The 25,590-nt window shown below is 54.9% G+C and carries 18 protein-coding genes; 7 read left to right on the top strand and 11 right to left on the bottom strand.

All coding sequences use genetic code 11. The annotated features are described in order from the left end of the window. The first annotated feature begins 379 nt into the window (after positions 1 to 379). Both KF752_14810 and KF752_14805 read left to right on the top strand, forming a co-directional pair. Positions 380 to 1,630 carry a trypsin-like peptidase domain-containing protein gene (locus tag KF752_14810; GenBank protein ID MBX3422822.1) on the top strand — a complete coding sequence of 417 codons (1,251 nt, stop codon included), beginning with the start codon at positions 380 to 382 and terminating at the stop codon, positions 1,628 to 1,630. A gap of 221 nt (positions 1,631 to 1,851) precedes the next feature. After that, entirely contained in the window at positions 1,852 to 4,059 is a 2,208-nt protein-coding gene (locus KF752_14805; protein MBX3422821.1) for a sodium:solute symporter family protein, read from the top strand. Positions 4,060 to 4,493: 434 nt separating this feature from the next. Here the strand turns inward: KF752_14805 and feoB are convergent, their stop codons facing one another. The 10 genes from feoB to KF752_14755 form a co-directional block, all read right to left on the bottom strand. Then, entirely contained in the window at positions 4,494 to 6,695 is a 2,202-nt protein-coding gene (feoB, locus tag KF752_14800; GenBank protein ID MBX3422820.1) for a ferrous iron transport protein B, read from the bottom strand. Further along, positions 6,685 to 6,930, bottom strand: coding sequence for a ferrous iron transport protein A (locus tag KF752_14795; GenBank protein MBX3422819.1), 246 nt, complete (start codon positions 6,928 to 6,930; stop codon positions 6,685 to 6,687). Before KF752_14795 ends, feoB begins: the two co-directional genes overlap by 11 nt. A gap of 119 nt (positions 6,931 to 7,049) precedes the next feature. Further along, positions 7,050 to 7,304 (bottom strand): ferrous iron transport protein A, encoded by a 255-nt coding sequence (locus KF752_14790; protein MBX3422818.1) that lies wholly within the window; start codon positions 7,302 to 7,304, stop codon positions 7,050 to 7,052. A 101-nt stretch (positions 7,305 to 7,405) separates the two neighbouring features. Then, the gene (locus KF752_14785) at positions 7,406 to 8,194 is read right to left on the bottom strand and encodes a hypothetical protein (protein ID MBX3422817.1); all 789 of its coding nucleotides are present in this window, start codon (positions 8,192 to 8,194) and stop codon (positions 7,406 to 7,408) included. Positions 8,195 to 8,216: 22 nt separating this feature from the next. Then, complete coding sequence (locus tag KF752_14780; protein ID MBX3422816.1) at positions 8,217 to 10,433, bottom strand: tetratricopeptide repeat protein; 2,217 nt, start codon at positions 10,431 to 10,433, stop codon at positions 8,217 to 8,219. Positions 10,434 to 10,446: 13 nt separating this feature from the next. Continuing rightward, positions 10,447 to 11,346, bottom strand: a complete 900-nt coding sequence (gene cyoE / locus KF752_14775) for a heme o synthase (GenBank protein ID MBX3422815.1) — start codon at positions 11,344 to 11,346, stop codon at positions 10,447 to 10,449. Positions 11,347 to 11,455: 109 nt separating this feature from the next. Beyond that, positions 11,456 to 12,466 carry a COX15/CtaA family protein gene (locus KF752_14770; protein ID MBX3422814.1) on the bottom strand — a complete coding sequence of 337 codons (1,011 nt, stop codon included), beginning with the start codon at positions 12,464 to 12,466 and terminating at the stop codon, positions 11,456 to 11,458. Continuing rightward, positions 12,463 to 13,656 carry a cytochrome c gene (locus tag KF752_14765; protein ID MBX3422813.1) on the bottom strand — a complete coding sequence of 398 codons (1,194 nt, stop codon included), beginning with the start codon at positions 13,654 to 13,656 and terminating at the stop codon, positions 12,463 to 12,465. Before KF752_14765 ends, KF752_14770 begins: the two co-directional genes overlap by 4 nt. 420 nt (positions 13,657 to 14,076) lie before the next feature. Continuing rightward, positions 14,077 to 14,469, bottom strand: coding sequence for a response regulator (locus tag KF752_14760; protein MBX3422812.1), 393 nt, complete (start codon positions 14,467 to 14,469; stop codon positions 14,077 to 14,079). A 178-nt stretch (positions 14,470 to 14,647) separates the two neighbouring features. Next, entirely contained in the window at positions 14,648 to 15,001 is a 354-nt protein-coding gene (locus tag KF752_14755; protein ID MBX3422811.1) for a cupin domain-containing protein, read from the bottom strand. A gap of 1,993 nt (positions 15,002 to 16,994) precedes the next feature. On the opposite strand from KF752_14755, the gene KF752_14750 reads away from it, so the two are divergent. The 3 genes from KF752_14750 to KF752_14740 all read left to right on the top strand — a co-directional run bounded on the left by KF752_14750 (position 16,995) and on the right by KF752_14740 (position 21,384). Then, positions 16,995 to 17,837 (top strand): hypothetical protein, encoded by an 843-nt coding sequence (locus KF752_14750; protein ID MBX3422810.1) that lies wholly within the window; start codon positions 16,995 to 16,997, stop codon positions 17,835 to 17,837. A gap of 251 nt (positions 17,838 to 18,088) precedes the next feature. After that, on the top strand, positions 18,089 to 19,516 hold the full coding sequence (locus KF752_14745; GenBank protein MBX3422809.1) for a hypothetical protein: 1,428 nt from the start codon (positions 18,089 to 18,091) through the stop codon (positions 19,514 to 19,516). A 179-nt stretch (positions 19,517 to 19,695) separates the two neighbouring features. Beyond that, the gene (locus tag KF752_14740; GenBank protein ID MBX3422808.1) at positions 19,696 to 21,384 is read left to right on the top strand and encodes an FAD-dependent oxidoreductase; all 1,689 of its coding nucleotides are present in this window, start codon (positions 19,696 to 19,698) and stop codon (positions 21,382 to 21,384) included. Here the strand turns inward: KF752_14740 and KF752_14735 are convergent. Next, positions 21,334 to 22,545 (bottom strand): hypothetical protein, encoded by a 1,212-nt coding sequence (locus KF752_14735; GenBank protein ID MBX3422807.1) that lies wholly within the window; start codon positions 22,543 to 22,545, stop codon positions 21,334 to 21,336. The genes KF752_14740 and KF752_14735 overlap by 51 nt on opposite strands. A gap of 234 nt (positions 22,546 to 22,779) precedes the next feature. Here KF752_14735 and KF752_14730 point away from each other — a divergent pair, with 234 nt between their 5' ends. Beyond that, positions 22,780 to 24,288: a hypothetical protein gene (locus tag KF752_14730; GenBank protein ID MBX3422806.1), complete on the top strand. Its 1,509-nt coding sequence runs from the start codon at positions 22,780 to 22,782 to the stop codon at positions 24,286 to 24,288. A gap of 51 nt (positions 24,289 to 24,339) precedes the next feature. Continuing rightward, a complete protein-coding gene (locus KF752_14725) occupies positions 24,340 to 25,344 on the top strand; it encodes a VWA domain-containing protein (protein ID MBX3422805.1) in 1,005 nt (334 codons plus the stop codon). Positions 25,345 to 25,590: the final 246 nt, after the last annotated feature.

The following is a 25,590-nucleotide window of genomic DNA, read 5'->3' as shown; positions in this document are numbered from 1 at the left end:
TCAACTGCCAGCCCTGTGGATAGCTGCCTTCACCTGCAAGACCTATCAGTCTTCTCAACGATAGCCGTTTTCGCAACCCCGAATCGACTATTTCACCCAGTAGTGCGACATCCTAGTGCCTTGATCATGGACTTGGTCGTCATCGTTGGCCCGTCCCCTCTGTAGGGTGGGGTAAGTGCGCAGAGGCAGCCTAACCGGCATTTTCGGCATCGATTCAGGTTGTTCGTCGGCCAATCATGAAGTTTGGCTCAATTCTCTGGCGGAGCGTCTTTTATTTTGTCGCCGTTGTACGAATAATCAATCCACCAGTCGACTCGCCCATCTCGCGGTCCAGAATCAACCTTCATCGTGGCACCAGCGAACCAGCACAGTCTTTTCCATGTCTATTCGCAATTGGCAACAGTTTGAGTTTTGGCAAGGGTTTCGTCACACTTGGCTAGTCGTGCTGGCCAGTACTGTGACCCTTGGCGCGCAACACGCCGCGAGCTTGATTGCCCAGCAACCCACGTCGCCAACGCTTGAGCTGCAGTCGATACCAAACACTACCGACCTGCCAACAGATGAGACTGCCGAGCCATCGACAGAGGCTTCGTCTTTAATGGCCGGTGATGGTCGAGCGACTAGAAAAGCGGTGTTGCCGGCCAGTGCCACGAGTGATCGCGCGGATCATGAAGGAATGACTTACGTCGCGCTGAGTCAACAGCTCACGCGAATTGTTGATGGCAAAGAACCGACGACGCTGGCTGAGTTACGGGCACTAGAGCTTCAACAGTCCAAGGTGGCTGAAGCTGTCAAACAAGTAACAGTCAATATACAGCAGGGCACCGCGCAGGGCAGTGGCGTGATCATCAGCGCCGAGGGTTACATCTTGACCGCCGCTCACGTGGCCGGTGGGCCAGGACGCTCTGCGATTGTGATCATGCACGATGGACGACGGCTGAAAGCTGAGACATTAGGCATGAATCGTGATAAGGATGCAGGGCTTGTGCAAATCGTCGACCTGCAAGGACTAACGTTGCCCCATGCAACGTTGGGACGAAGCTCGCATTTGAAAGTTGGCCAGTGGTGCATTGGATCTGGACATCCTGGCGGTTGGCAACCTGAGCGTGGGGCGGTCATTCGCGTCGGTCGCATCCTCAGGCGACAAGACTCGCATACGCTGTTCACCGACTGCGCTTTGATTGGCGGTGACAGCGGGGGCCCCCTGTTCACACTGGATGGAAAGCTGGTTGGTATTCATTCGCGGATCGGCACCGATATTTCCGAGAATATGCATGTCCCCATCGATGTCTTTAGTCGCGATTGGAAAGAGTTGGTGCAGAAAAAGGCCTGGGGTGTGTTGCCGGGATTTGATCCGCCTTACATTGGCGTGGTTGGCAATTCTCAAAACCAGGATCGTGCCGAAATCGCCCGGGTGGAGCCAGAAAGTCCGGCTGACTTGGCGGGTGTTCTGCCAGGTGATGTGATTCTGAGTGTCGATGAACATTCGGTCCTTACTTTCCAAGATTTGGAAAACACGATTCGGGCTTATGCACCTGGCGATTTCGCCGTCTTGAAGGTGCGACGTGGCAACGCAACCCTGCAGTTACCCGTTACAATCGGGGCTCGTCGGTCCAGCAGCAAACGCTAGGGCCAGCACGACCATACTCTGCATCTCGGTAGCTTCGCTCAACAGAGCGTCAACTGAAGCAGAATTCGCCAGAACATGACTGTCGAAATGTACCAAGATGGTGATGGTAGCTAAGATCCCGCGGGCAGTGATCGCCACACAGTTCATCGGTGCATTGCTTTAGTCGCAACCATTTTCAATGCCTCACCTTTCGCTCCTCATAACTTCCTACCGAGTGTCCGATGGTCCTTCTAGACTACCTAGTTCTATTGACCTATTTTCTGGTCATGATTTTAATCGGTCTCTACAGTTCGCGGCGTATACAGGGGCAAGCCGATTTCTTTATGGGAGGGCGGTCGTTCGGCAAACTGCTGCAAACATTTGCCGCCTTCGGTGCAGGTACCGGCTCCAGCGATCCAGTCAACACGGCTCGCACCGTTTTCACCGGCGGGATGAGCGGTATGTGGAGCGTGATGTACTGGCTGCTGGTAACTCCTTTTTATTGGATCACCGCCATTTGGCATCGCCGCATGCGGCATTTAACGTTGGGAGACTGGTTTGTTGAACGCTACCAATCGCGAGCCTTAGGTGCTGGCTACTGCGTATTCGGAATTCTGTTCTACATGGTGTATGGCTCCATGCTGTTTTCTGCTATCGGCAAGGTAGCCTCACCTCTGCTGGGTGTGACTACGTTTTCGCTGGCCGGACAGTCCTACCCCATCGAGCTGATCTTGGTGCCAACGATCGGCTTGGTTGTGCTACTTTACGGTGTGATGGGCGGTTTACACGCCGCTTACTACACCGACTTGGTGCAAGGTATGTGCATTATCTTACTGTCTGTGATTTTGATTCCTTACGGACTGCATGCCCTGGTAGTGAAGTTTGGGGATCCAGCCAATGAAGGGTTGATGGCCGGTTTCACGTATATTCACCAACAGCTTCCAGCAGAACATTTTCACATGGTTGGTTCAACCAGCAGTAGCGAATTCCCGCTACATCGCATTATCGCTGTCGTGATCATCAATCTGATCGGCATCGTCGTTCAGCCGCATTTTATCGCCACGGGTGGCGGATCGGCCAAGACCGAGCAGACCGCCCGCGTTGGATTGGTGTCGGGAAATTTTCTCAAGCGATTCTGCACCGTGGGCTGGGTGCTGACTGCGCTGATCGCGCTGGCGCTGTACGCAGATCATCCCGAGCTGATGCTTGATCCCGACAAGACGTGGGGGATTGCCTCTCGCGAACTGTTAGGGCCCGGCTTGCGCGGTTTGATGTTGGCCTGTTTGCTGGCGGCACTAATGAGTAGCGTGGATGCATACATGGTCGTGGGCTCAGGGCTGGTCGTTCGCAATTTCTACGCTCCCTACATCAATCCAACGGCCAGTGAGGCTCAGTATCTCAAAGTGGCACGCATTACCGGCACGATCGTTGTCGCAGGGGCGGTCATCGTGTCGCTGTTCTACATGAATGTATTTCAGCAGCTTCAGCTGACCTGGGTATTCAACATTCTGTTCGCCGCTCCATTTTGGATTGGCCTGTATTGGCGTCGAGCCACATTGACAGCCGCCTGGGTGACGGTGGCCTATAGCGCACTGCTGTTTTTTGTCATTCCGACTCTTGGTCCCTGGGCAGTGCCGGCGCTGCGAACAGACCCGCGCTGGACCGCTATGAATCCAATTGTGGAAACCGTTACAGTCCATGCCGCTTCACCTTCCGACGTGTTACGCCGCTCGGCGACCATCGCCGCTTGGCAGTCCGCAGCCGACGCAATTGCAGCTCAAGGGCAATCTCCTGAAGAGCAGTTCGAGGCGCTGGAGAAGCTTGGAGCGCGCCCCAGTGAACTGACCGTGGGCGATCCCGTGTCTGTCACGCAACGCACTGGAGGTCAAGGCATTTATTGGCCAGATGGCCTTGAGCCAATTGATGCACAGGGACAGCCCGCCCCACACATTCGACCAGAACCGCTTGGTCAACCACAGTTGGTCAGCGATTCTGTTACGCAAACATGGCTCAGTTATCCACCGGGCACTCGTTTTCGCGGTAAGGGCTCACTGCGCCTGGATTTCTTGTTGTACGAATGGTTAGGCGTCGAATTAGCCAGTAAGTCCACAGCAGTTTTGAATACACTGGAACTGCCGCCCAAGATCATTACGCCATTTCTGGTGATGATCTTGGTCAGTTGGATGACGCGGCGTCCGCCGGAGAGCGTACTGAACCGCTACTACACCAAGATGAAGACGCCAGTCGATCCCGACCCCGAAGTCGATCGCCACAACTTGGAAGTTGCCTACGCTAACCCCGCCAGTCTGGAGCACCGCAAGCTGTTTCCAGGGACAAACTTGGAATTCCAAAAACCAACAGCGACCGACCTATGGGGAGTAGCGGTCAGCTTTGGCGTCTGCGCCTTGATCATCGGATTGGCGATGTTAGTTGCCCGAATTGGTGCTTAACTGTTGCCAAGTCCAACGGAATAGATTGTGCGAATCGGCGTATCGAGCTTCTGTCGGCGGGAAAAACTTAATCCTAGCCGTTGATCGGATGTTATCGGAGATCAACGACAGGAGTGTTCACCGGGCGAGCGCGATATCGGTGGCTTAGTTTCGGGCAGCACAATCTGCGCTAGCGGTTTGATGCGCGGTGCAGTCGTAGTGTCGCTGGCTTGACTGCAGTTGCCGCAGCCAAGCTGTGAATTTCCGCATGCCCAGCGCCAGCCGCGACGCAGAACCAGGCAGGCACAGAGGCCTACGATTACAAGCGATATCAAGAATTGCCAATCCATCCGATACTTTCGTTGATTCGGTGCAGTGCGAGCACGATGGGGAAAATGGTCCACCGTCTGGCAATGCTCGTTACGGCTGGGTGCTATTGCGACGCTACAATTATATCACGATAACCAACGGCTGCTTAGTTGGTAGGTTATCAGCGCCCCCAAGTAGGCCAGCGTCGTCATATAGGCGAAGGTAAACACGGGCCAGAACCAAGAATTGGTTTCGCGGCGAATGACCATCAGCGTTGCAGCACACTGTGCGCACAAGGCGAAAAAGACCATGACAGACAAGGCAACCGCCAAGTTGAACACCGGGCGTCCGTCCGGCCAGCGTGAAGCATGCAGCGCAGCGTGCAGACCACTGTCCTCTTCGTTCACGTCGCCACCCAGCGAATAAATGGTACCTAGCGTGGCGATAATCACCTCGCGTGCCGGGAACGAAGCAATGACGCCAACGCCAATCTTCCAGTCCCACCCCAGCGGTTTGACCAATGGTTCAATGGTCTTGCCGAAGCGTCCCAGCCAACTGTGCTCGATCAGGTCAGCGGCCAACTGACGGCGCTGGGATTGCCACAGTTCCAATTGATTCGAATCTGTGTCTGAGTTTGCCGATTCGATACGCGCATTAAGCTGGTCGAGTTGTCGATGATCGCCTGGAAAATAGCCGGCGGCCCACACTAAAATGGCCGTACAAAAGATCAGCGTGCCGGCGCGGGTCATAAACGCCAAAGCCTGCTCCCATACTCGCTGGACCACAACCCACAGCGACGGCAATTTGTAGCTGGGCAGCTCCATGACAAAAGCGCTGGGCTGCCCGCGAAACCAGAAACGCTTCAGCAGCCAGGCAACCGGAATGGCAACCATTAAGCCAGTCATGCTCATGGCCATCAACACCAGCCCCTGCAATCCGATCCAACCGCCCAGCCACGTCTTGTCCGGTACAAAGGCGGTAATCATCAGCGCATAGACGGGGAGCCGCGCCGAACAACTCATTAACGGAGCAATCAAGATCGTGACCATTCGATCGCGCCAACTTTCGATTACGCGAGTTGCCATGATGCCTGGAACGGCGCAGGCAAATGAACTCATTAGCGGCAAGAACGATTTGCCGGTCAGGCCCAAGCGAGTCATCAGCTTGTCCATCACGAAGGCCGCGCGGGCCATGTAGCCACAATCTTCCAAAAGTCCGATAAAAAAGAACAGCAGCAGAATAATGGGCAAGAAGACCAACACGGAACCCACACCGGCCACTACCCCATCGGTTAGTAAGCTCCGCAGTATGCCCGGCGACATTGATGACTCCATCAATGACGCACAGCTTGACACAAGCCAGTCATCGATCCAGCTCGACAGCCAGCTGGCTCCGCGCGTGATGAATTGGAAGATGATAAACATCAAGCAACCGAAGAACGCAAACCCTGACCAACGATGTGTCAACCAACGGTCGATGCGATCTGAAGTGGAATGTTCGGCTCGCAGGGCAGGTTGATAGATGTCTGCCAACTGAGCGCGAATCCATTTGTAACGAGATTTGATTTCTACGGCTGGTACGCGCTGGCCAGTGGACAACAGCCGCCCCCGCACTGCCATCAGTTGCTGGTTTAGTTCGGACAATTCGGGCAACCGACCGAGCTGCTCTGCGTGAGCGCCCTCTGTATCTAAAATCAGCCGTTGGACTGCAAAATCGGGTAGCCAATGGCCTCGTGCCTCGAGCCACTGTTGAAGCTGGCGGCATTCATGCTGAAACTCGACAGGGAATAGGTCGGGAGCTGCGCTAGGTGGTGTTCTTGATAGTTCTCGTAGCGTCCGTCGAACTTCGTCCAGACCTTGGCCCCGGTTGGCCGAGGTCTGGACGATGGGCACGCCCAGTCGTTGGCTGAGTTGTCGGACATCTAACTGCACGCCCGTTTGAGCTCGATCCCACATGTTCAGGACCAGCAGTAGCGGCACGCCCAACTGCCGCAATTGAGTAAACAGATACAGATTGCGTTCCAAGTTGGTTGCGTCGGCAACATGCACAATGACGTCGATATTGGGCACCTCAGCTACGCGACCCAGTAGCACATCTACCGAGACTTTCTCGTCTGGCGTGCGTGCGGTCAGGCTGTAGGTACCGGGTAGGTCAACTACCGTCACCAAGCCTTCGCTGTCCCGATAGCTACCGAGCTTCTTCTCGACAGTCACGCCTGGGTAATTGCCTATCCGGGCTGGTACACCGCATAGCCCACTGAAGAATGTGCTCTTGCCCGTGTTGGGATTGCCCATCAGGGCGATCGTTAAGCGGCCGTGTTCCTGAGCTGACAACGCACTAGTCCACATCAGATTCCTGAGCGGTTCGGACCGCGATGCGATCGGCTTCACTCTTGCGCAGCGATAGTCGGTAGCCGCAAACTTCGATCTCCAACGGATCACCCAGCGGAGCCATACCGACAACTTTCAACACTTCACCGTCTGTAACGCCCATTTCCATGATTCGGGCCGCCACCGCATCGTCGCCGACAATCTCTTCGACAACGGCCGATTTTCCTACACCAATGTCCGCGAGAGTTGGCATCAGCTCAGTCCAGCACCATTGCGAGCCGTCAATAGTTTTTTGCGCGTCGCGTATATCTCGTCCAATATGCGAATTGATGTCATCTTCTGGTTGTCCATAGCCTTGTGTTGGCGTGCCGACTAGTATTCGAGTTTGGTCGTGCCAACCAAGATATCCACTTCATGATTGAGCCGCAGGCTGAGCCGTCGGCCTTCGATCGCTAGAAGGCAGGGTTGTCCAGGACGAATCATACGAATCGAGCAGCCTTTGCGCAAACCAATTTCAGCAAGTTGGTGTACTTTGACAGCATCCCCCAGCACCTCGACAACGCAGGCTACGTCGCCAGAGCCCAGTAACTCCAACGGGAAGACTTCATCGCCTTGGTCAGAAACCATCAACCAACCCCATGCATGCTTCAATATGAGACCAAGTATCAACAGTAGATCTTTAGTTATAGTCGCAACTCGCAGATAGGGAAATATCTTTGTGTCTTGAGTTAGGGAAAACCCAGCTTTTCAAGTAGTGCAGCCTTGATGATTTGCGCCCAGAGCTGATACCCGCTGGGACTTAGATGCAGTTTGTCAGCAACAAACAGTTCGTCGTTGGGTAAGCAGTCAGGCGTGAAGAAGTGACAACGAGTGTCGATGAAATGGAGATGCTGCTGAGTCAGTGTGTAGCCACGGATCAATTCGTTTGCGCAGTTGACTTGAGGCCAAACAGAAAATCGACTGCTCGTAGGAGTAATCGATATAAAGAATATTGGCCGGTCTGGACGATGTTGTCGAGCAATCTGGACAAACAATTTGAACAGTTCCAAGACTTCTTCGGGCGACTTGTCTGAGTTGTTGGCATCTTTGCCACCGGTAATATCATTGGCGACAAACACGACCAGTGCTCGATAGTCATGCGCGGCCAGTAGTCTCTCGGTAAAGACCACCAAGTCACTCAGGCGTGCGCCGCCGTAACCACGCCCAACGGCTGGCCAAGGTGCCATATCCCGGGCGATGTCCTTCCACAGTCGAATACTGGACGAGCCTACAAACAGGATCGCGTTTTCTGGGTCGGGCTGTTGTTGGTCGAGCTGTTCCAGCTTTTTTAACTCACCCTCCCAACGCGTTATGGCTTCGTGGCGATAGCGTTCAATCAGCGGATGCTGGGCTTGGCAGGTGTCCACTGGCATCCAGCGAATCAGCCAACAGTACAGACCAACCGTCAGCAACCAGCGCAGCGGCATGTTGCCAGCCCTCCTGTCGGTAAAAGCTTTGAAATCAGGTGAACAAGACATACGGCGACTGCTGGCATGTTGTTTAGGGTGGCTGTGTTTCGGTAGGTGTAGGATTCGGATCGAGCGCTTGACGTGCGCGATTCAGATTGTCTACAGCTGAAGTATAGTCGGGCGCTAACGATACGGCTTGGGTGAATTGCTCGATTGCCTCCTTCGTCTGCTCAAGATTCATGTAGGCCACGCCCAGGTTATTGCGCGCTCGGGCGTGCCATGGTTGATGCTTGATAACCTTCAGGTACTGATCGCGAGCGGCTGACCATTGTTGGCGAGCTGCCATCGCTGTCCCGAGTTCGAAACTGGCTTCAGGGTACACCGGTCGGTTGCGCAGGGCCGAAGTGAAGTGCTTAATGGCTGTGTCGAATTGGCCCAATTGAGAACTCAGCAGCCCAGCCAAAAAAAGAGCTTGAGGATGTTCAGGTTGGCGCTCCAAGATCGAAGGCAAAAGTTCAGCCGCCTCAGGTGCCCGCCCAACTTTGACCAAGGAGTGTGCCAAGCCGAGTTTGGCATCAACATTGTCAGGCTCCAGTTGAGTCAACTTCTGGAAAAGCGGAAGCGCTTGCTCATATTGCTCTTGAATAACCAATACGTTGGTCAGATTGTCGATGGCTTCAGCGTAGTTAGGCTCAATCTCGATCGTCTTGCGAAAATGTTCAGCGGCCTGATCCAGTTGTTCCGGCTGAATTCCTTGATTCAGTGCCAATTTTAAGACGACGCCTCCCAGTGAATTGTAAACATCGGCGATGTGTGGCGAAGCGAGAACACCCTGTTGAGCCACCTCCAGGGCTTCCTGCTGACGTCCCTGGTACAGGTAGAACTTGGCCAGATTGACCGACGCTCCCCATGCCGCCGGATTCTTGGCCAGCGTGTCGCGATAGATGCTTTCCAGACCTCGATAGTCCCATGTGCGGCGGAACGTCAGCAGCGCTAAGGCAGCGATCAACGTACAAGCTACGCCTTTGAGGACGCGGTGGGTACTCGAGGGGAGCGTGGGTTGCCACGCGGCGTAAAATTTATAGGCAGCGGCCACGACAAGAGTCACGAAGGCGATGCTGGCATGATACTGAAAATGGTCGGCCACAAACGAGTAGCGGAAAGGATAGACATCGAAAAACCCAAGCGCCGGAAAGAGTACGCCGACAAAGATCAGCACTGCAGCTAGCGGCCCGCGTCCCAGCCTACCTCGTGCCAACCACAGCCCACCGATTACTGCCAATGCTGCTAGCGGAAATGCAAATTGCCAAGCTTGTGTTGCAGTCACCGTCCAGCGCGGATAGAAAAAGATCAGTGGCTCGGGCCAAACCAGCTTGCTGGCATAAAACCATACGACACGACCTGCCAACAAGACGCGTTCCACCAGTGTCATCGCCCACTCATTGCCTCGCGCACCCACGTGATACTTCTCTAGCCACGCCGTGGCCAGCCCCAGACCGCCACCCAGTACGAAGAACGGGATCAGTGGTCGCAAGCTCTTCCAGGGCGATACGCCGGTCTTCCACCACCGGAGAACAAGAATCACTGCTGGCAGGGTACAGACTACGGTCTTGCTGAGCAGTGCAGCGCCAAACAACAGCAGCGAAGCCCAGTACAGGCGCAAGTTAGACTTGCCCGGATCTGGATTTGGCTGACCCAGCTGAGAGTACTTGCAATAACACATTAGACTGGCCAGAGCCAACGGCAGCGACAGAACGTTCTTGCGTTCTGTGATCCATGCGACCGACTCGACCATCACCGGATGGACTGCAAAAATTGCCGCTACCCACCACGCTCCTGCAACGTTCAACAGGCGCAGCAAACGCCAAATTAGCCAACTCGCCGCCGCATGCAGCAGTACATTCACCACGTGGTAGCCGGTCGGCTTCAGTCCCCACAAGTGATATTCAATCCAATACGTTGTGTGAACCAACGGATAGTATTGCGGGATCGCTCGCGGCTCCAACCACATGCGATACAGTCCCTCCAGATTGCGGAGCGTCGAATTGTTGACGACATACGAGTCGTCGTCCCATATAAAATCGGCTCGCAACAACGGCAAATAGGCCACGCAGGGCAGAAGAATCAGTAGAGCTGTAGCCAGTAGAAATCGCGGTTTTTCATGATTGGCAGCTGGCTCCGTCGGGTTATCGCTCCGGACTGCCTCTGAGGATAGCAAACCGCCTGTCACCGCCGGTGATCGTTGCTCGCTAGCGCCAGCCAACAATTTGTGACTGCCGGTTGCATCGCGTTTTTTCTTACGTGCCATCGGCGAACTGGCTTTAACGCATCCAAATGGAAATTGAAACCAACAGGATTGTTAGCGGCAAGTGCAAAAGACTCACGTGCAGCATACGCCTGGCTGTCGCCTGATCGGGCTGCCGCGAGAAGCGCCACGCAGTCGCCGTCTGCCACAGGGCCAGCAACACGGCCAGCGTGCACAATACGCCCAGTCCAAAGTTGCTGGGAGGGATCGCCAGTATTGCCAAGACGATTAGCGCCAACGAGCCGGTCATGGCATGCCAAGCGGCCCCGCGCCCCGTCTTGTCGGTGACGGTAATCATTTGGTAGCCGGCCGCTTCATACTGCTGACGATACATCCAAGCAATGGCCATGAAATGCGGCAGCTGCCAAGCTACCAGCAGACCCAACAGAATCCAAGCGTACGGAGCCGAAAGTGAACCTTCAGCCGCTGTCCAACCCATCCACACCGGTAAGGCGCCAGGGATTGTTCCCACAAGCGTGTTGGTCCAGCTAACCATTTTAAGGGGAGTATAAATCCATACGTATGTTCCCCATGTCGCCAGGCCGATGAGCATGGTTGGCAAGTTTACAAGCCACGCCAAGTACAACGATCCGGCGATCACCAACAGCCAGCCCATCCAGGCCGCTTGGCTGGCAGCGATTCGACCGGTGGGCAGTGGTCGCTGGCTGGTACGAATCATCACCGCATCGCGTTCACGTTCGTACCATTGATTCATCACGCTGGCGCTGGCGGCAACCATTGCCGTTCCCACGCAGGCATGCAGCAGCGACAGCAGCGGTGCGTGTCCCCCAGCGGCCACGAAGGCCATGACGACTGAGATCAGGATCATCAGCAAAATACGAGGCTTAGTCAACTCGATGAAATAGCCCAGCCGTTGGCCCAGAGTTGCCGTTACGATCGCCGAAGCTTGTTCCACGTTTGACTTACCTGTCAACTTTTGAATTGGTCGCAATGCTTATTGCTGAAAGCCGCAATGGCCAGCACGCGGGTTGGTGGGCGCTGCCTACAACTTCTGGTGAACGTCGTTATGGGTACCATCGGCTGCGCCAAGCCCGCAGGGTGAGCATGGTCGCTAGGCTGATGACCAGTGCGCCTGTTGCTACGTGACCGGTTACGATAGCACTTTCCCAATAACCTTGAGCGCGAATCGTATACTGCGCTAGCCCACTACTCAACTCTTGCCAAGGCAACGCATAGCGAACCAGCCACGTTCCGCAGCCAAGAAATACTTGGCAGACGATAACTAACAGTATAAGCTTCGCCGGCCGCTTGACACCCCCAAAAAGCTGCTGGCGGCCGGTCAAAACAGCCGCAGTTACACTGGTCATCGCTACTAAGGCAGCCAGCATCAGGTGAATATGCACAAATCCCATGAACGTGCCAGGTTGCGTATCAACCGCTGCGTGACGCAGATGGGCTCCGGCGACAACTTGTGCGTAGGCGAGCAGCAGCAGGGCGCTAGCAATGATCGCCAAGCGGCGAGATGCTGATGCGCTCGAGCCGCCGCGCGGCTCGGCGGCGTGCCACCAACGGGAACTCATCACCGCCGTGGCCGTAGCCATCGCCAAAAACAGTTGCGCAATACAACCATGAATCAGCGCCACAAATCGCTCGTCCAAACGCACTCTCAGACCGCCCAGTACACCTTGTGCAATGACCGCTAGCAGCACGATCACACACCAGCGCCGGAACCAACACCGCTGGTCCCATCGCATTGCAGCGACGACGAGGGCAATCGACAGCATTCCGGCCAATGACCCCAACAACCGATGACCATGTTCGACCATCAGATCGAATCCGCCGTACAACCAAGTCGAGGGCGGATACAGAAACATATTCCAACCATAGGTCCCTGGCCAATCGGGAACCGCCATTCCTGCGCCGTAGGTGGTCACCAGACCTCCCACCCAAATCAACGGAAAGACGGCAATTGTCAGTGAAACGGCCAGCCCATGGACGATGCGGCAATAGCCGCTATCGACTGAATTGCAATGGCGAACCTCCGCCGTCGGCTGCACCTGTCGTCCCTGGCTCACAGTGTGGTCTCCTGACTCAAGTGTTCGTCGGGATTCTGCCGTGCAGCCTGCGTCGGTGCATCGCTGGTGACATGGGGAGTGCTCTTGGTCAGGCTCAGTAAGTAATTCACCACATCCCATACCTGCTCGGTCGTCAGTCCCTGGGGTACAGACGGCTGAACTGCAGCCGCCGGCATGGGTGTGCCTTCGATGCCATGCACGATTCGGTTGTACAAGTCGGCAGGTCGTGCTCCACCGCGAAAAACCCCCAATGTCAAATCGCGAGCTGAATTGGATATGGGCTTAAATGCACCAGCGCGGAAGAATGGCTTGAGGGAGGCTTTATCCGTAGTGTGGATACCGGTGGCACTGGTCCAGTCTTTCGTCCAGTCGTCGAAGTCTCCTTGCCAGCGACCACCCGCACCGGTTTCACCGTGGCACTTGGCACACCCGGCCAACTCACTTTGAAAAAGTTGCCGCCCACGTTCTACTGACTGACTTAACCGACTTTGTTCTTCGGAGCCCTTGGCCGCCTGACCCCAGGCGACCCAACCGGCTGGAGGTTCAGATTCGGGCTGCGATGGAACTCGCCACTGAGTCAACAATCGGGCAACAATCTTGTCGGTGGCTACTGTGTCCGCTTGACTGTCGGAATTGTAGGCGATTTCGTCCAAGAGCGCTCGTTCGGTTTGACCGCGAACGCTAAGGTAGATTACATAATCTACCAGGGCCTCGATGTCTTCGCCCTTTAGCAAATCAAAGGCAGGCATGCTGGTACCAGGGATGCCTTGGCGAAGCGTGCGAGCCAGGTCTGCACGAGTCGGCTTGGTGCCGATGGGCGTTGATTTGAATTTGAATTTTCCCATACGAAAGTCGCGCGGATAAGGAGCCAGCATTCTTGCCGCAGCACCTCTTCCATCGCCGGTTAGACCGTGGCAGCGAACGCAATGCTTGCGATACAAACCGAACTGCGTATCCTCCTCGTCGCTCGAAACGGGGCCTGCAGCACGCTTCAAATTAGCTAAGGATAAAACAGATGTTATTCCTTCGGCAGGAAATCGCGGATCGTTTGGTGTACCAAAGATGTCCTCAAGAGAATGGGCGATGTCTGACAGCGCTTGGCTGGGCAATGCCTGGCCAATTTCCTTTTCCAGTCGAAGGACTTGCACGCCGTTGGTCGAAAACGCCGGCTCGCTGCGCTTGCATCCCACAGCAAAAACGATGGGGCATAAAACAGTTGCGCAGGTCACCCAAAATCGTATGTTGTCGGATGTCGCTCCGCTAACCGGTGCGTGGATTGTACGACCGGTTATGATGCCGTCTGCGAGACGAAGGCTAAGTGACGCTAAGCTCGACAGAACCTGAAAAAGCAACCATCCAATGAGTGGCAGCGCGCCAGCGTAGGCTGGACCTCTGTAACCAGGATGCGCCAAGTTCCCGTGAAGTAGAGCATTTTGGTTTTGAACTCTTCGCGCACTCAACGCAATGGCCCGCGTATTCGAAACATACTGTCCGACTGAGAGTACCGCCACGAGCAGTGTACCCGTGCAAAGAACTGGCTTGAGGGGCATCTTGAATCTGTTCAAGCTGAAGCTCGCGACTCTAAAATCGGGATCCGCTCCCTGAACGCGTTAAGCCGGCGTTTCATCGCGCTCCGACAAGATGGCAGCCAGTCGCCGAATGGTTTGCGGTGACGATAGTGCTAGCTTTCCAAACCCAGGCAGGGCTCCGAGCGATACCGCCTGTTGTTGATGTTCTTCGTAGTTTGTTATTAGCATTACAGGCACCGATCGAAATCGTTCGTCCGCTTTAATCGCCTTCAGCACTTCAACGCCGTCGGAGTAGTCCTGGTCGAGCTTGCGGTTGATGAGCACCAAGTCAATTTGGCGGGTGGCAAGGATTTGAATCGCATCCTCAGCCCCGTGCGCCTGAATTACCTGAGCTTTGAATCGGCCAGTAACCAGATTGCAAATTGAGTTGTGGTCTGGACCGCAATTACCCACATCGAGAACTACTTTGGACATGGCTTGACTTGCACTTACGCACTCGAAAATCGCTACTTAGCGATCTGTTCAGCGGCAGCTTGTGTTTGAGAGCCACCGTCACATCCGCTGGTGGCCGCTGTTAGCAGCATTCCGGAGACGAACGCAAAAAATATCAGTGCTGCGGCATACAGTTCACGTTTCATGGCCCTGTCGATTCTCAGTCGAAGTACTCGTCGCTTTCATCAAATTTCGGCGAAGCTATTATAGCGACTCTCATGGTTCCCACAGCCCTATGGCGGGTTCCCGGATAAATGACAAGTGCGGTTTGTGGTCGCACAGGCAACAACCGTCCGTCCAGTTCCATTTGAGCGTCTTGGTCGCAGGCCAGAAATAGATAGGTCTCGGTGGTTTGCCGGTGGTAGTGGACACGGGCATCCTTGGATATGTCCGTTATATGCAGCGAGTATGGCACCTGTAGTTGGTCCATCAAACCGCGTCGAGCTACTCCACACGGACACTCGACTCCGGGCAGCGCTGCGAAGTCGATGAATTCAAACGGCAAGCTGGCCATAATCTGGGGCTACCCGGACAAAATTGCAGTCAAATCAGGCAATATAAGCCGTGCGTGACGGTTGTGTGGAACGCTGTGAATGGACCGAAAGCGGGAATTTTCAACACCTAGATCCTCTAGAAAGAGTGTACGAATGTTCCCTATCAATGCAATCGTGGGGTAGTCTGTACTGATTACTCTTTGTAGGTGTGTCCGTAAATATCTCCTAGCACGAAAAGTCTACGCAATCGAAACAACCGCGCCGGCAAAATGCCGTAACTCGTTTCTCGAAAAAGGCTTGCGGTTGCTCAACCTTTGCTTTCTGATCGACCGATACCTGAAGCTGACTCAGGCGACAAATGCGTCCGCGTTTTCCGCTTGAGTCAGGAAGGGATTACTGAGTCTTGGAAAGATTCGTCCCTTCTTCGGTGCGGTAGACCCAGGCAGAAAATGGGAGTGAACGCAGGATTCGAGTCATTCTCGGGTTTTGCATCCGTAATCGGCACACGAAGTGGAACAGGCGGCTGAGCCCCTTACTCGGCCAGTCTGTTCGTTGCCACCCCGGTCGGAGGGCGATTTCGGCGGCGACTTCGTACGTCGAAACCGGTCTCGGCCATCACCCCCAATTCGGCCAAACCGCGCCAATTACCAACGGTTCATCGTTTAGGGAGTTGAGAATCGATGAGATGGAACAAGTTACTCGGATCCCTTCTATTAGGCGCTAGCCTATGTACGCCATCCTTTGGCGGGGGACTACTAGACCGAATGCTCGGTCTGAATGGATGTGGGTGTGATAGCAGTTGTTGCGACACTGGTTGCGCTGCCGATCCCTGCTGCAAAGCCGATCCAAGCTGCGGTTGTGAAAACAACTGCTGCGACAACAGCAAAGGCTGTGGATTGTTAGGCAAACTGCGAGGCCCATCGTGCGGCTGCGAGACTGCTTGCGATCCTTGCTGCAAAGCCGATCCAAGCTGCGGTTGTGAAAACAACTGCTGCGACAACAGCAAAGGCTGTGGATTGTTAGGCAAACTGCGTGGCCCATCGTGCGGCTGCGAGACTGCTTGCGATCCTTGCTGCAATGCGGCACCTAGCTGCGGCTGTGAAACCGCTTGTGATCCTTGCTGCAAGTCGCGTCGCCGACCGATGCTGGAACTGCTAGGCAAGATCGAAGCTCGCAAGCGACAAATGCTGCGAGGTTTGTTAAGCTGTGGCAACAAGTGTGATAGCTGCTGCGACGCTTGCGATCCTTGCGCTAACTCCAGCTGCTGCAATGCTGCTCCCAGCTGCGGCTGCGAGAGCAACGCTTGCCATGCAGCTCCAAGCTGCGGTTGCGAAGACGCATGTTGCGATAGTGGCTGCGGACGCTCAGGCCTGTTGTCTCGCCTGTTCCAGAAGCGCAATGCTTGCTGCGACAGCGCTTGTGACTCCTGCTGCCAAAGCTCCGGTTGCTCGAGCTGTGCTCCGGCTGCAGCTCCTGCTGCCTCGGAAGCAGCTCCGATGCCTCCAGCACCAGTCGTTGACCCAAGTGCTTACCTGAAGAGCAATCGACGTGTCGTCCAAGCTACGAGCTACGTTCGCTAAGCTTCGGCATAGTAAACCGCTTGAGCTTCAGATACGTTAAACTTAAACGGCTCGCCAGTGAAAATTGGCGAGCCGTTTTTTGATGAAGCAATCCCACGAAATTCACAAATGTAGTAACGCCCCGTCGCCAAGCAGTTGTTGTTCTCCGCGAGCGGCCCTGAATCTGAACGAACGCAATTGAATGCTGTCAAACCTAACTTCAGCCACGTTACAACTTGTATGCGCTTTTCGAGCAAGCCGTGGAGTTCCCCACGCATTGCGTGCTAAGTTACAAAGTAAAATTTAATGGATCGTATCGGCTGTCTGGCCGACTATTACTTACTGGAGGAAATGACATCGCATTTTGGCGAGCCGTCGCAAGCGTCACGATTGATGCAAGCATAGGCCAATATCGATTCGTATTCCACGATCATTCTCGCAACTCAAGGCGCCAATGTATCGAATCGTTGTTGGACTGATCTTTATCCTGTCGCCATCGACTCTACTGATGGCACAGATTTCTGACGGAGGCTATGGATCTTATGATGAACCGTGGTTGCCACCGCGCTGGAACCAAAGCGACTCCGGCGGGATAGAGCTGGCCGGCGTCGAATTGTTTGGGGCTGATAAGCTCCGCGACAGTGATAATCGCCCACGCATTCCGGAACCGATGGTGTTCGATCTTGTGCGCCCCCTGGGAGCCCAGCGCGGCGAGGCGGAGATCAATGTGTTGGCAATCGTGCCCTGGCATCAACGCAAGCGACACGCCGAATGGGCACCCGAGATCGAGTTTGCTATTCGTGATGGAGTAGCTCTGGAATTTGAGCTGCCTTTCGAAGAAGGCACACTGGAGTCCTACAAATTCGCTGGACAGGTGACGTTTGGGACCGCCCTCGGTGATCGATTCATCCATGGCGCGCAGTCAATCCTGCTCTATAACCGTAAAACTCATAATTGGTCTCCCACCATCTTGTATCTGATGGGCATGGAATTTGATCGCTATTGGTCAGCTCTGGCCATGGTGGGTGTCGACACTGAGATCAATGGGCCTGATCGACAAGACAGAACTAGACGGCTGTTTAATTTGTCCGTGTTTAGACATCTGACCGACCATGCAACGCTGGGATTTGAAACCAATGGTGCCACCAGCTTGGGAGGAAGAAATTCTCTGTTGTTAATGCCTCAATTGCACTGGGAATGGCGGGATAACATTATGCTACAAACCGGCACGGGAGTGTTCTTTAATTCCCAAGTAACCTCCCCGGAGTCAGCTTTTCGCTTAATCTACACCTTTTGACGAACGCTTGCCGTTTCCTCAACATTCGTGACCCCAGCGAGTTTATCGGATTGGCCAAAGATTTTGGAACGCCGGGTGACTGTTTAACTCGCTGCCTGCAGGGAGATACTTGAGAACTGAAGAAACGCCGTGCGCGAAACATGGTTCAACCTGCATATTCTGAGAAAGCTTACTGCGCTTCTCGCTTCTGTCCTCACTGAACGTATCACAATTACATGCGCAAATCGAACTCGGAAGCTTCTAATAACTCAATGTCGCCGGCTAAGCCCGGTGCACAAGAAGTGGATTGGAAGAGTGTGCTGGGGTCGGATCAGTTAGGGCTAGATGGCGTCGAGTTGGAGCAGTTTTGCCAGTCGCTAATACAGCACTCCCGTCGAGGTTTGAGGTTGCGCGATGATTCGTCGGTAATTGTCCTGCCATTTGAGGTACAGCCTGTTCCGTGGTATCAGCGTGGTCGCTGGGTGGCGAATGACGCGATTCGCCCAGGTGCGTTTTTGCATCATGCCGCAGGCGATTACTACCTGCAAGATGCCGCATCCATGTTGGCCCTAGCGCTGTGCCAAGTTCAGCCGGGACAGCTTGTCTGTGATCTGTGTGCGGCGCCGGGGGGCAAGGCAACCGGGCTGCTCGAACAATTAGAGGGCAGGGGGCTGTTGGTCGCCAATGAAGTGATTGGTAGCCGCTTGCCGGTCCTGCAGCATGCGTTGTACCGAACCGGCTGGGCGAATCATGTGACTACGAGTTCCGATGTCGAGCGGTTGTCCAGTCACTGCTGGCAGATGTTCGATTGCGTTCTGGTGGATGCTCCCTGTACCGGGCAATCGCTGGTAGGGCGAGATCGACAGTCATGGTCGGCATTCTCCAAGCTGCAGATCGAACATAGCGCCGCGCGACAGTGGCGCATTCTACATGCGGCCAGCAAGCTGGTACGCCCTGGTGGGCGATTGGTCTATTCAACCTGTACCTTTTCAGTGGCTGAAAACGAACAGCTGATTGAACGATTTCTGAATCATGAATCGCACTGGGAAATGCTGGCGACTCCGGAACTAGCCCAGTGGAGCAGTCCGCGTCTGCCTGGCAGCTATCGACTGTGGCCACACCGAGATCATTGCGATGGTGGCTTTGCAGCCGCATTGCAGCGCCCACGTGGTCAGGATGATCCCCCGGCAATAGACAATGACTCATCAATGGGTGCGCGTAAACGATGGCAAGGCTGGCGTGGCAAACTGTCTCAATTGCCATTTTGGTTACCAAATGATTCTGTGGATGATTTCGACCTCCGGCAACAAGGTAAAGTCATCCATCTGGTTTCTAAGTTGTTTCCAGCTCGATGCAGCGCCATCTTGGAATCCGGTGTGCCGATGTTTGAACTACGGCGAGCGGTCGCCGAACCCTGCTATGCCAGTTCCGTATTGAATTCTGCACTCCTTCAGCCAGTTCAACAGGTAGTGCTGTACGATACTCAGGCAATTCGTTATTTTGCTGGAGAAAGCGTTTCCGTGGAAGCAGCCAACATCAAGGCTCAAGTAGCGGAAGCCGGCGGCTGGTGCCAAGTTCAGTGGCAGGGGCGTGCGGTAGCCTGGGGCAAGCTGGTCGCTGGCACACTGAAGAATCATCTTCCCAAATCGCTGCGACAGAATAACTTGATAGCTGCTCAGTCAAGGACTCGCTGCATTTAAGGAAGTATTCACGCGAAATGCTGTTCAGGCGTGTAGTCGGCGGGCGCGAGGCACAGCCTACGGTGATGGAGGAGCGTTCCTGGCAATCCACTCATTTAGTTTAGCCTCTGTCAAACGGATCGCCGGCGCCTCGCTGGTCCCTCTCTCCAAATCAACCTGCAAATCAGGAATTGCTGAACATGACGACAACTCAACTTAGAATCGTAATTGTCGGCGGTGTGGCCGGTGGTGCTACCGCAGCCGCCAGGGCTCGGCGAGCCAATGCCAGGGCCGAAATTACGATTTTGGAAAAAGGGCCTGTCATTTCATTTGCGAACTGCGGACTGCCCTATCATCTGGGAGGCGAGATTGCGCGCCGCGAGTCACTCTTGGTAGCCACCAGTAAGTTATTTTGGGATCGTTTCCGTATTCGCGTCTGCACCGGTCACGAAGTACTGGCTATTGATCGGGCCGCCAAATGTGTGGCTGGAAAAACCAGCCAGGGCGAGACTTTCAGTTATCCCTACGACAAATTAATCGTGGCCACTGGCTCTGAGCCGATTCGCCCTGATTTTTGCAATGTCACGGCAGACAACCTGTTTCAGTTGTGGACACTCAGCGACATGGACCTGATCGTCGACTGCCTGTCAAACCGAACATGCAAACGCGCCACCGTGATCGGTGCGGGCTTTGTAGGGCTGGAGGTGGTCGAGCAGCTAGTGCAGCGCGGGCTCAAGGTCGATCTGATCGAGCGGCTGCCCCAAGTCTTGGGGCCTCTGGATGCCGAGATGGCCCGACTAGTACAAGCCGAATTAGAGCGACATGAAGTCAACGTGAAGTTGAATACGAGCGTACGGCAATTGCGCGTCGATCAGGGGCGCGTCGTCAGGGTGGAGCAGGACGACGGCCAGTTACTGGATACCAATTTGGTAATCGTTGGAGCCGGTGTAAGACCTCGCACTCAGTTGGCAGCTTCGGCTGGTTTAGAAATTGGCTCGGGCGGAGGAGTGGTGGTGAATCGGTTCTGCCAAACCAGCGACCCTGATATTTATGCTGTGGGCGATGTGATTGAATATCATCACGGCGCGCTTGGTCAGCCGATGCGAGTGCCGCTGGCCGGCCCCGCTAATCGTTCGGGTCGAGTAGCTGGAGGTCATGCTGCCTGTGGTCATGGCCCGCTGATGCCGCCGGTTCAAGGGACTTCCATCGTCCGCGTTTTCGACGTGGCGGCTGGCCTGACGGGACTGAGCGAACGGTTGTGCGCTCAGCGTGGCATCGCGTACCGCTGCGCTACGATTCAAGCTGGTCATCACGCAGGTTACTTTCCGGGCGCTAAGAATCTGACGCTCAAACTAGTCTACTGCCCGCAAACTCGTCGCGTGCTGGGGGCTCAGGCCGTGGGTGCTCAGGGGATCGATAAGCGGTTGGATGTGGTGGCGACGCTGCTGCATTTTTCCGGCACGGTCGATGATCTGGCCGGGCTGGACTTGGCATACGCACCGCCGTTTGGATCAGCCAAAGACCCAGTTCACATGGCGGCCTTTGTGGCGCAAAACGATTTGGCTGACTATCCCCAGCTCGCACCTGCTGGCGCGTCTCTGGCCGGTATTCAAGTTGTCGATGTGCGCAACGATGACGAAATCAGCAAACTGCCACTACCCGATGCGATTGCCATTCCGGTTGACTCAATCGTCGAGCGTTGGCAAGAGCTAGATCCTCACCGCCAGACCATCGTGGTGTGTCACTCCGGCAAGCGGGCTCACGTGGCAGCCAGTTGGCTCAAAGGCCAGGGGTTTCAGGACGTCAAGAATCTAAACGGAGGCATGTCGATTCGCCAATTAGTAGCGCCCACGACTGAGCGGGTTGATGGCGGTAGTGGCGGCACCTGATGTCTGACCGGTGGCTACCCTGCCAGAGGCATCGCCTTTGTACTCGATTAGCAGCAAGGCTTCGGCGCGATTGCCAGGGCCGATGGGCAGCAGTCGATCCAGCCCCAGGATACTGGTGCCTTGTCCCAACAGCGAATTGTTAGGTGTGCCCTGTGGTGCAGCGACGATGCCGCAACTGAGAATCAATACTTGATCGCTTGGCCAAGCAAAGCGTTCATGCAGTCGCCAACTGACTACTTGCGGCACTTGGATTTGAGTATTCAGCGCCTGGCCGGTTGCTGTCGGCAGCTCCAAAGCAACATTGGTCAATCGTTCGACCTGATCGATGTCGCATTTGACAACTAGATCTACCGACTGGCGATCGACGCTTAAGAGTGGACTGAGTTGCATGCGATAGCCTTCTTTGATCTCGCCGGTGACCGGCATATAGGAAGGAAACGCACCGGCGATTGCCTGGTGATTCTCGACGAAGTTGCGCCCACGCAGTTGTTCAAAGACCTGTGCCTGGCCGTTGTGAACTACAACATCTGATGCTGTCAACTCGCGAAAGTCGGTGCGCCCGCGCAGGAGCGCTAATAGCAGCGCGGTGTTTTCTTTGGTCAACAGGAAGGCGTTCACACCGGGAGACTGAGCTCGCTGGATGCGCATCAACGAGTGAGCTCGGGTGCGCCAGTTAGGATTTCCCAAGGCCATTAGTCTCATGCCATACAGTTGTGGTGCCGTAGTTCCGTTGACGAATCGTTCGTGGACACGGCGAACGATCTCATGCATTTGTTGGTTATGGTAGACACGCAGTGTATCGCGATCGGCACTGATAAATCCAAAGGGATCGCTGAACCAAACATCCGTTCCCGTCTCTCGCAAGATCCAGTCAACGATCGCTTGTTGTGGGCGTTCCTGTTGGTTCAGCTCTTTGGTGTAAGGGCGCAAGTCATATTCTTGCCAATATTGACCGGCAGATGATGGAAGTTGTGGAGTGGTGCCTGCCGGACGGGAGCTGGATAGACCAGTGCTGGATGCCGGAGCTGGGCTAGTCGGCAGGCTTTGCAGACTCGGGGCCTCGGATTGAGCACCGGCTGGCAGGGCCGTCAAGCAGCTGCCGCAAACGGCTGCGCAGAGTCCTAACCAGACTCTTGTCCGGTCGATGACTGATGGAAACATGAGTGCGTCCTTGTTATGTTCTTCGCTGCGTTTGTAACCTACCGGTCCAGAATCGGACTTATAGTGCAATCGGGGTTGCCTAGCCAAGGCCAGTAAAGGCTAGCAACGGAGGCAAAGCACCGGCCTGGACCAATTTTAATTTCACCAAACATTTGACAGCGGGCTGCGAAACTGGCAGACTAAGCAACCTCACAGCCATTCGACAGCTTTTGCGAGCGGTGAGGTTCGACTGCCATGAATCCCTTGCCACTGGACTCTAAGAAGCCATTGGACGACAAGCAGGTTCGCCTGGACAGCGACCATGGTCTGCTGGAACTTGGGCGTCAAACTCTCCATCAGTTAACGGCCCAGGCTGAGGCCGCACGCACCGAAGCGCGGCGCATTGAACTCGAACTACTGCTGAATCAAGCCGACAACGGTGACATTGAGCCCCTGCGGCGGTGGTTTCAGACCATTTCAACTCTGTCGACGAAATACCAGCCAACACCCCGCCAACCTACAGATTCACAGGCTACGGATTCACAGGCTACGGATTCACAGGCTACGGATTCACAGGCTACGGATTCACAGGCTACGGATTCACAGCCAGGTGATGGGCCCCTACCTTCAGTGGAGAAGTCTACGGTTGTTTCATCTGGCAAAGTGGTACGGCGCGATTCGGCCTCGTTCAGAAACCGGCCAGCCACTGAAGCCAGTCCTCGCCAGCTTGCGCCAGTAGATGCCTCAGCGCGGGCAACTAGTCCAACGGCTGAAGTGGCCATCGAGCGAAAGCCAAAACGGAAACGATCAGGCGTTGGCGGACTGATTTTCAGCACTTTGGTTCACTTACTATTAGCCATCGGTCTGGGGCTGATAACGATACAAATTCCGGCCAAAGAGATACTCGGGTTGCAATCGAGTACTTCCCCAGAGGCGGAACTGGATACGATTGAGGTTACCACACCAGTCGACATAAGCACTCCCAATGAGCTGACTGAGCCCGCATCGACCAGTCTGACCAGCGACATGGCGAGCGCATTTTCAGATTTAGGACCAACTACCAGCCAAGCTCTCGATTCATTATCGGCAGCCACTTCAGTAGCGACCTCTGCCGATCGCGCCATGTCTGCGACCACATCGGACCTTCCCAAGAATGCTGGTGTCACGTTTTACGGAACGTCCGCCGCCGGTAACTGTTTTTGTTTTCTGATCGACGGTTCTGCAACTCTCAGGGGTGCTCCGTGGGAAGCGGCCCGTACCGAGTTGTTGCGGTCGCTGATGTCACTTCAGGAAAAGCAGCGTTTTTACGTGCTGTTTTACAACAAAACCATTCACCGCCTTCCGGATCCCCTCTCCAATCTGCCGTCAAGTTTTCCCCTCTACGCTACACCTGAGAATCTGAGATTTGCCACCGCTTGGATTCAGAGCCTGCAGGTTGAACCGTCGATTCCAGGTGGTAATCACAAAGAGGTGTTGCAGGTTGCCTTGGAGCTGGAACCGGATGCAATTTTTTATTTGACCGATGGCCAGATGTCGCCAAAAATACTCACTGGTGTCTTGGAGATGTTGCGCCAATCGAATCGAGTGGATGATTTGGTCGAAGGGGAAATCGTTCGTGTTCCCATCCATGCAATCGCTTTCTACGATCCCCAATGGGCTGTCAACATGCAGACGATTGCAGCGGAGAATCAAGGGCAATTCAACTTCGTTCCCGATCCCAATCCAGATTCCAAGTCCAGCTTCAAGTTTAAGGCACGCAAATAAGCACCCAGTCTTGAGTGTACAGTCGGTGGTTCGTCCATACTGGAAAGTCTTATGGATCGCGAGGATGGTAAGTTAAGCTCCGCTCGTGTTGCCGACAGTAGCGTTGCCGTGCTCTGTAGCTTGGTGGTGCACCTAAGCCTGCTATTGCTGTTGGCCTGCTGGGTATTTGCCAGCGACAACCTGCTGCCTGGGATTCACTTGTCAGCACAGATGTCCACCTCTTCCGAAACTGCGTTCCAAATGGCTGCGCAAGTAGAGCCGGCTGAGGAGCAGGATCTAGCAGTAGAACCTTCAGTGGTTGAAATCGCGGAAGCGGATGAAGCTTGGATCAATGCGCTCCAGGATTTGTCCCCAGAGCCGTTTGGCCACGACCTAACAGCCGCGCCCAGATCGCCAGACGGCAGGGCCCTTGCCGCCATTGGGGGAAAAAGTGAACAATCCCATGGCGGAGCGTCGTTTTTTGGGAGGTACGCCGGCGGAAACCGGTTTGTGTTTGTCGTCGATAGTTCACAAAGTATGGAAGGTGAGCGCTGGAATATCGCTCGCAAAGAGTTGATCGAATGCCTGCGCGGACTGCGTCCAAACCAAGAATTCTTGGTGATCTGCTTTGATCACCGAACAACGCTCATGTTTGGCGACGATCTGTCAAACGCCCACTACAGCCCGGCGGATGGAAAGACAGTGGCTCAGGTTGCGCGCTGGCTGCGATCGCATCTTTTAGGGCACGATACAATGCCTGCCATAGCGATGGCGCTGGCACTGAGTTTAAAGCCGGACGGAATATTCTTGCTGTCTGACGGTGAATTGCGGGATAATACCGTAAGCCTGTTGACGGGGCTGAATGCCCGGTCCGCCTCTCGACCACAGGTTCCCATCCATACGATTCACTTGATGAGTCCTGTAGGCTGGGAAACGCTGCACAGGATTGCTGAGGAAAACAGTGGCTCGTTTGTTCATCTGCAGTCAATGAACGGTCGGGTCGTGAAAATACCCTCCGTCCGGACGGCCTCTGGAGTGCCGCTGGCAGACTACCCGTTTGCAAACCGCCGCCCGTAATGCTCCAGCGGCAATTGCTTTATCGGGAACTTTCTAAACGCAGAGTCCCTCCAACCGGAAGCCGCTGGGTCGGGACTGGTCGCTTTGACCGGTTTGGACCGGTTGGGTTGATTTTTTCGGTTGTTTCGCCCCTAACAGCTATAGCGCACAGTCGTGTTTGGTAATCTCGACCTGAGTCGTCTAGGGGTGGCCGTTCGTTGAATTCATGGTCCAACCGATTAGAATCCAAGCTCCATGCGCGCATTT

This window comes from Pirellulaceae bacterium (genome assembly GCA_019636385.1).
GTDB lineage: Bacteria > Planctomycetota > Planctomycetia > Pirellulales > Pirellulaceae > Aureliella.
The sequence above is the reverse complement of the archived record's forward strand: the minus strand, read 5'-3'. Positions and strand labels throughout refer to the sequence as shown.

Bases quoted from the DNA above. Each gene is read 5' to 3' on its own strand.
- KF752_14810 (MBX3422822.1), top strand. From the start codon at position 380: ATGTCTATTCGCAATTGGCAACAGTTTGAGTTTTGGCAAGGGTTTCGT.
- KF752_14805 (MBX3422821.1), top strand. From the start codon at position 1,852: ATGGTCCTTCTAGACTACCTAGTTCTATTGACCTATTTTCTGGTCATG.
- feoB (MBX3422820.1), bottom strand. From the start codon at position 6,695: ATGTGGACTAGTGCGTTGTCAGCTCAGGAACACGGCCGCTTAACGATC.
- KF752_14795 (MBX3422819.1), bottom strand. From the start codon at position 6,930: ATGCCAACTCTCGCGGACATTGGTGTAGGAAAATCGGCCGTTGTCGAA.
- KF752_14790 (MBX3422818.1), bottom strand. From the start codon at position 7,304: ATGGTTTCTGACCAAGGCGATGAAGTCTTCCCGTTGGAGTTACTGGGC.
- KF752_14785 (MBX3422817.1), bottom strand. From the start codon at position 8,194: ATGTCTTGTTCACCTGATTTCAAAGCTTTTACCGACAGGAGGGCTGGC.
- KF752_14780 (MBX3422816.1), bottom strand. From the start codon at position 10,433: ATGGCACGTAAGAAAAAACGCGATGCAACCGGCAGTCACAAATTGTTG.
- KF752_14760 (MBX3422812.1), bottom strand. From the start codon at position 14,469: ATGTCCAAAGTAGTTCTCGATGTGGGTAATTGCGGTCCAGACCACAAC.
- KF752_14755 (MBX3422811.1), bottom strand. From the start codon at position 15,001: ATGGCCAGCTTGCCGTTTGAATTCATCGACTTCGCAGCGCTGCCCGGA.
- KF752_14750 (MBX3422810.1), top strand. From the start codon at position 16,995: ATGTATCGAATCGTTGTTGGACTGATCTTTATCCTGTCGCCATCGACT.
- KF752_14745 (MBX3422809.1), top strand. From the start codon at position 18,089: ATGTCGCCGGCTAAGCCCGGTGCACAAGAAGTGGATTGGAAGAGTGTG.
- KF752_14740 (MBX3422808.1), top strand. From the start codon at position 19,696: ATGACGACAACTCAACTTAGAATCGTAATTGTCGGCGGTGTGGCCGGT.
- KF752_14735 (MBX3422807.1), bottom strand. From the start codon at position 22,545: ATGTTTCCATCAGTCATCGACCGGACAAGAGTCTGGTTAGGACTCTGC.
- KF752_14730 (MBX3422806.1), top strand. From the start codon at position 22,780: ATGAATCCCTTGCCACTGGACTCTAAGAAGCCATTGGACGACAAGCAG.
- KF752_14725 (MBX3422805.1), top strand. From the start codon at position 24,340: ATGGATCGCGAGGATGGTAAGTTAAGCTCCGCTCGTGTTGCCGACAGT.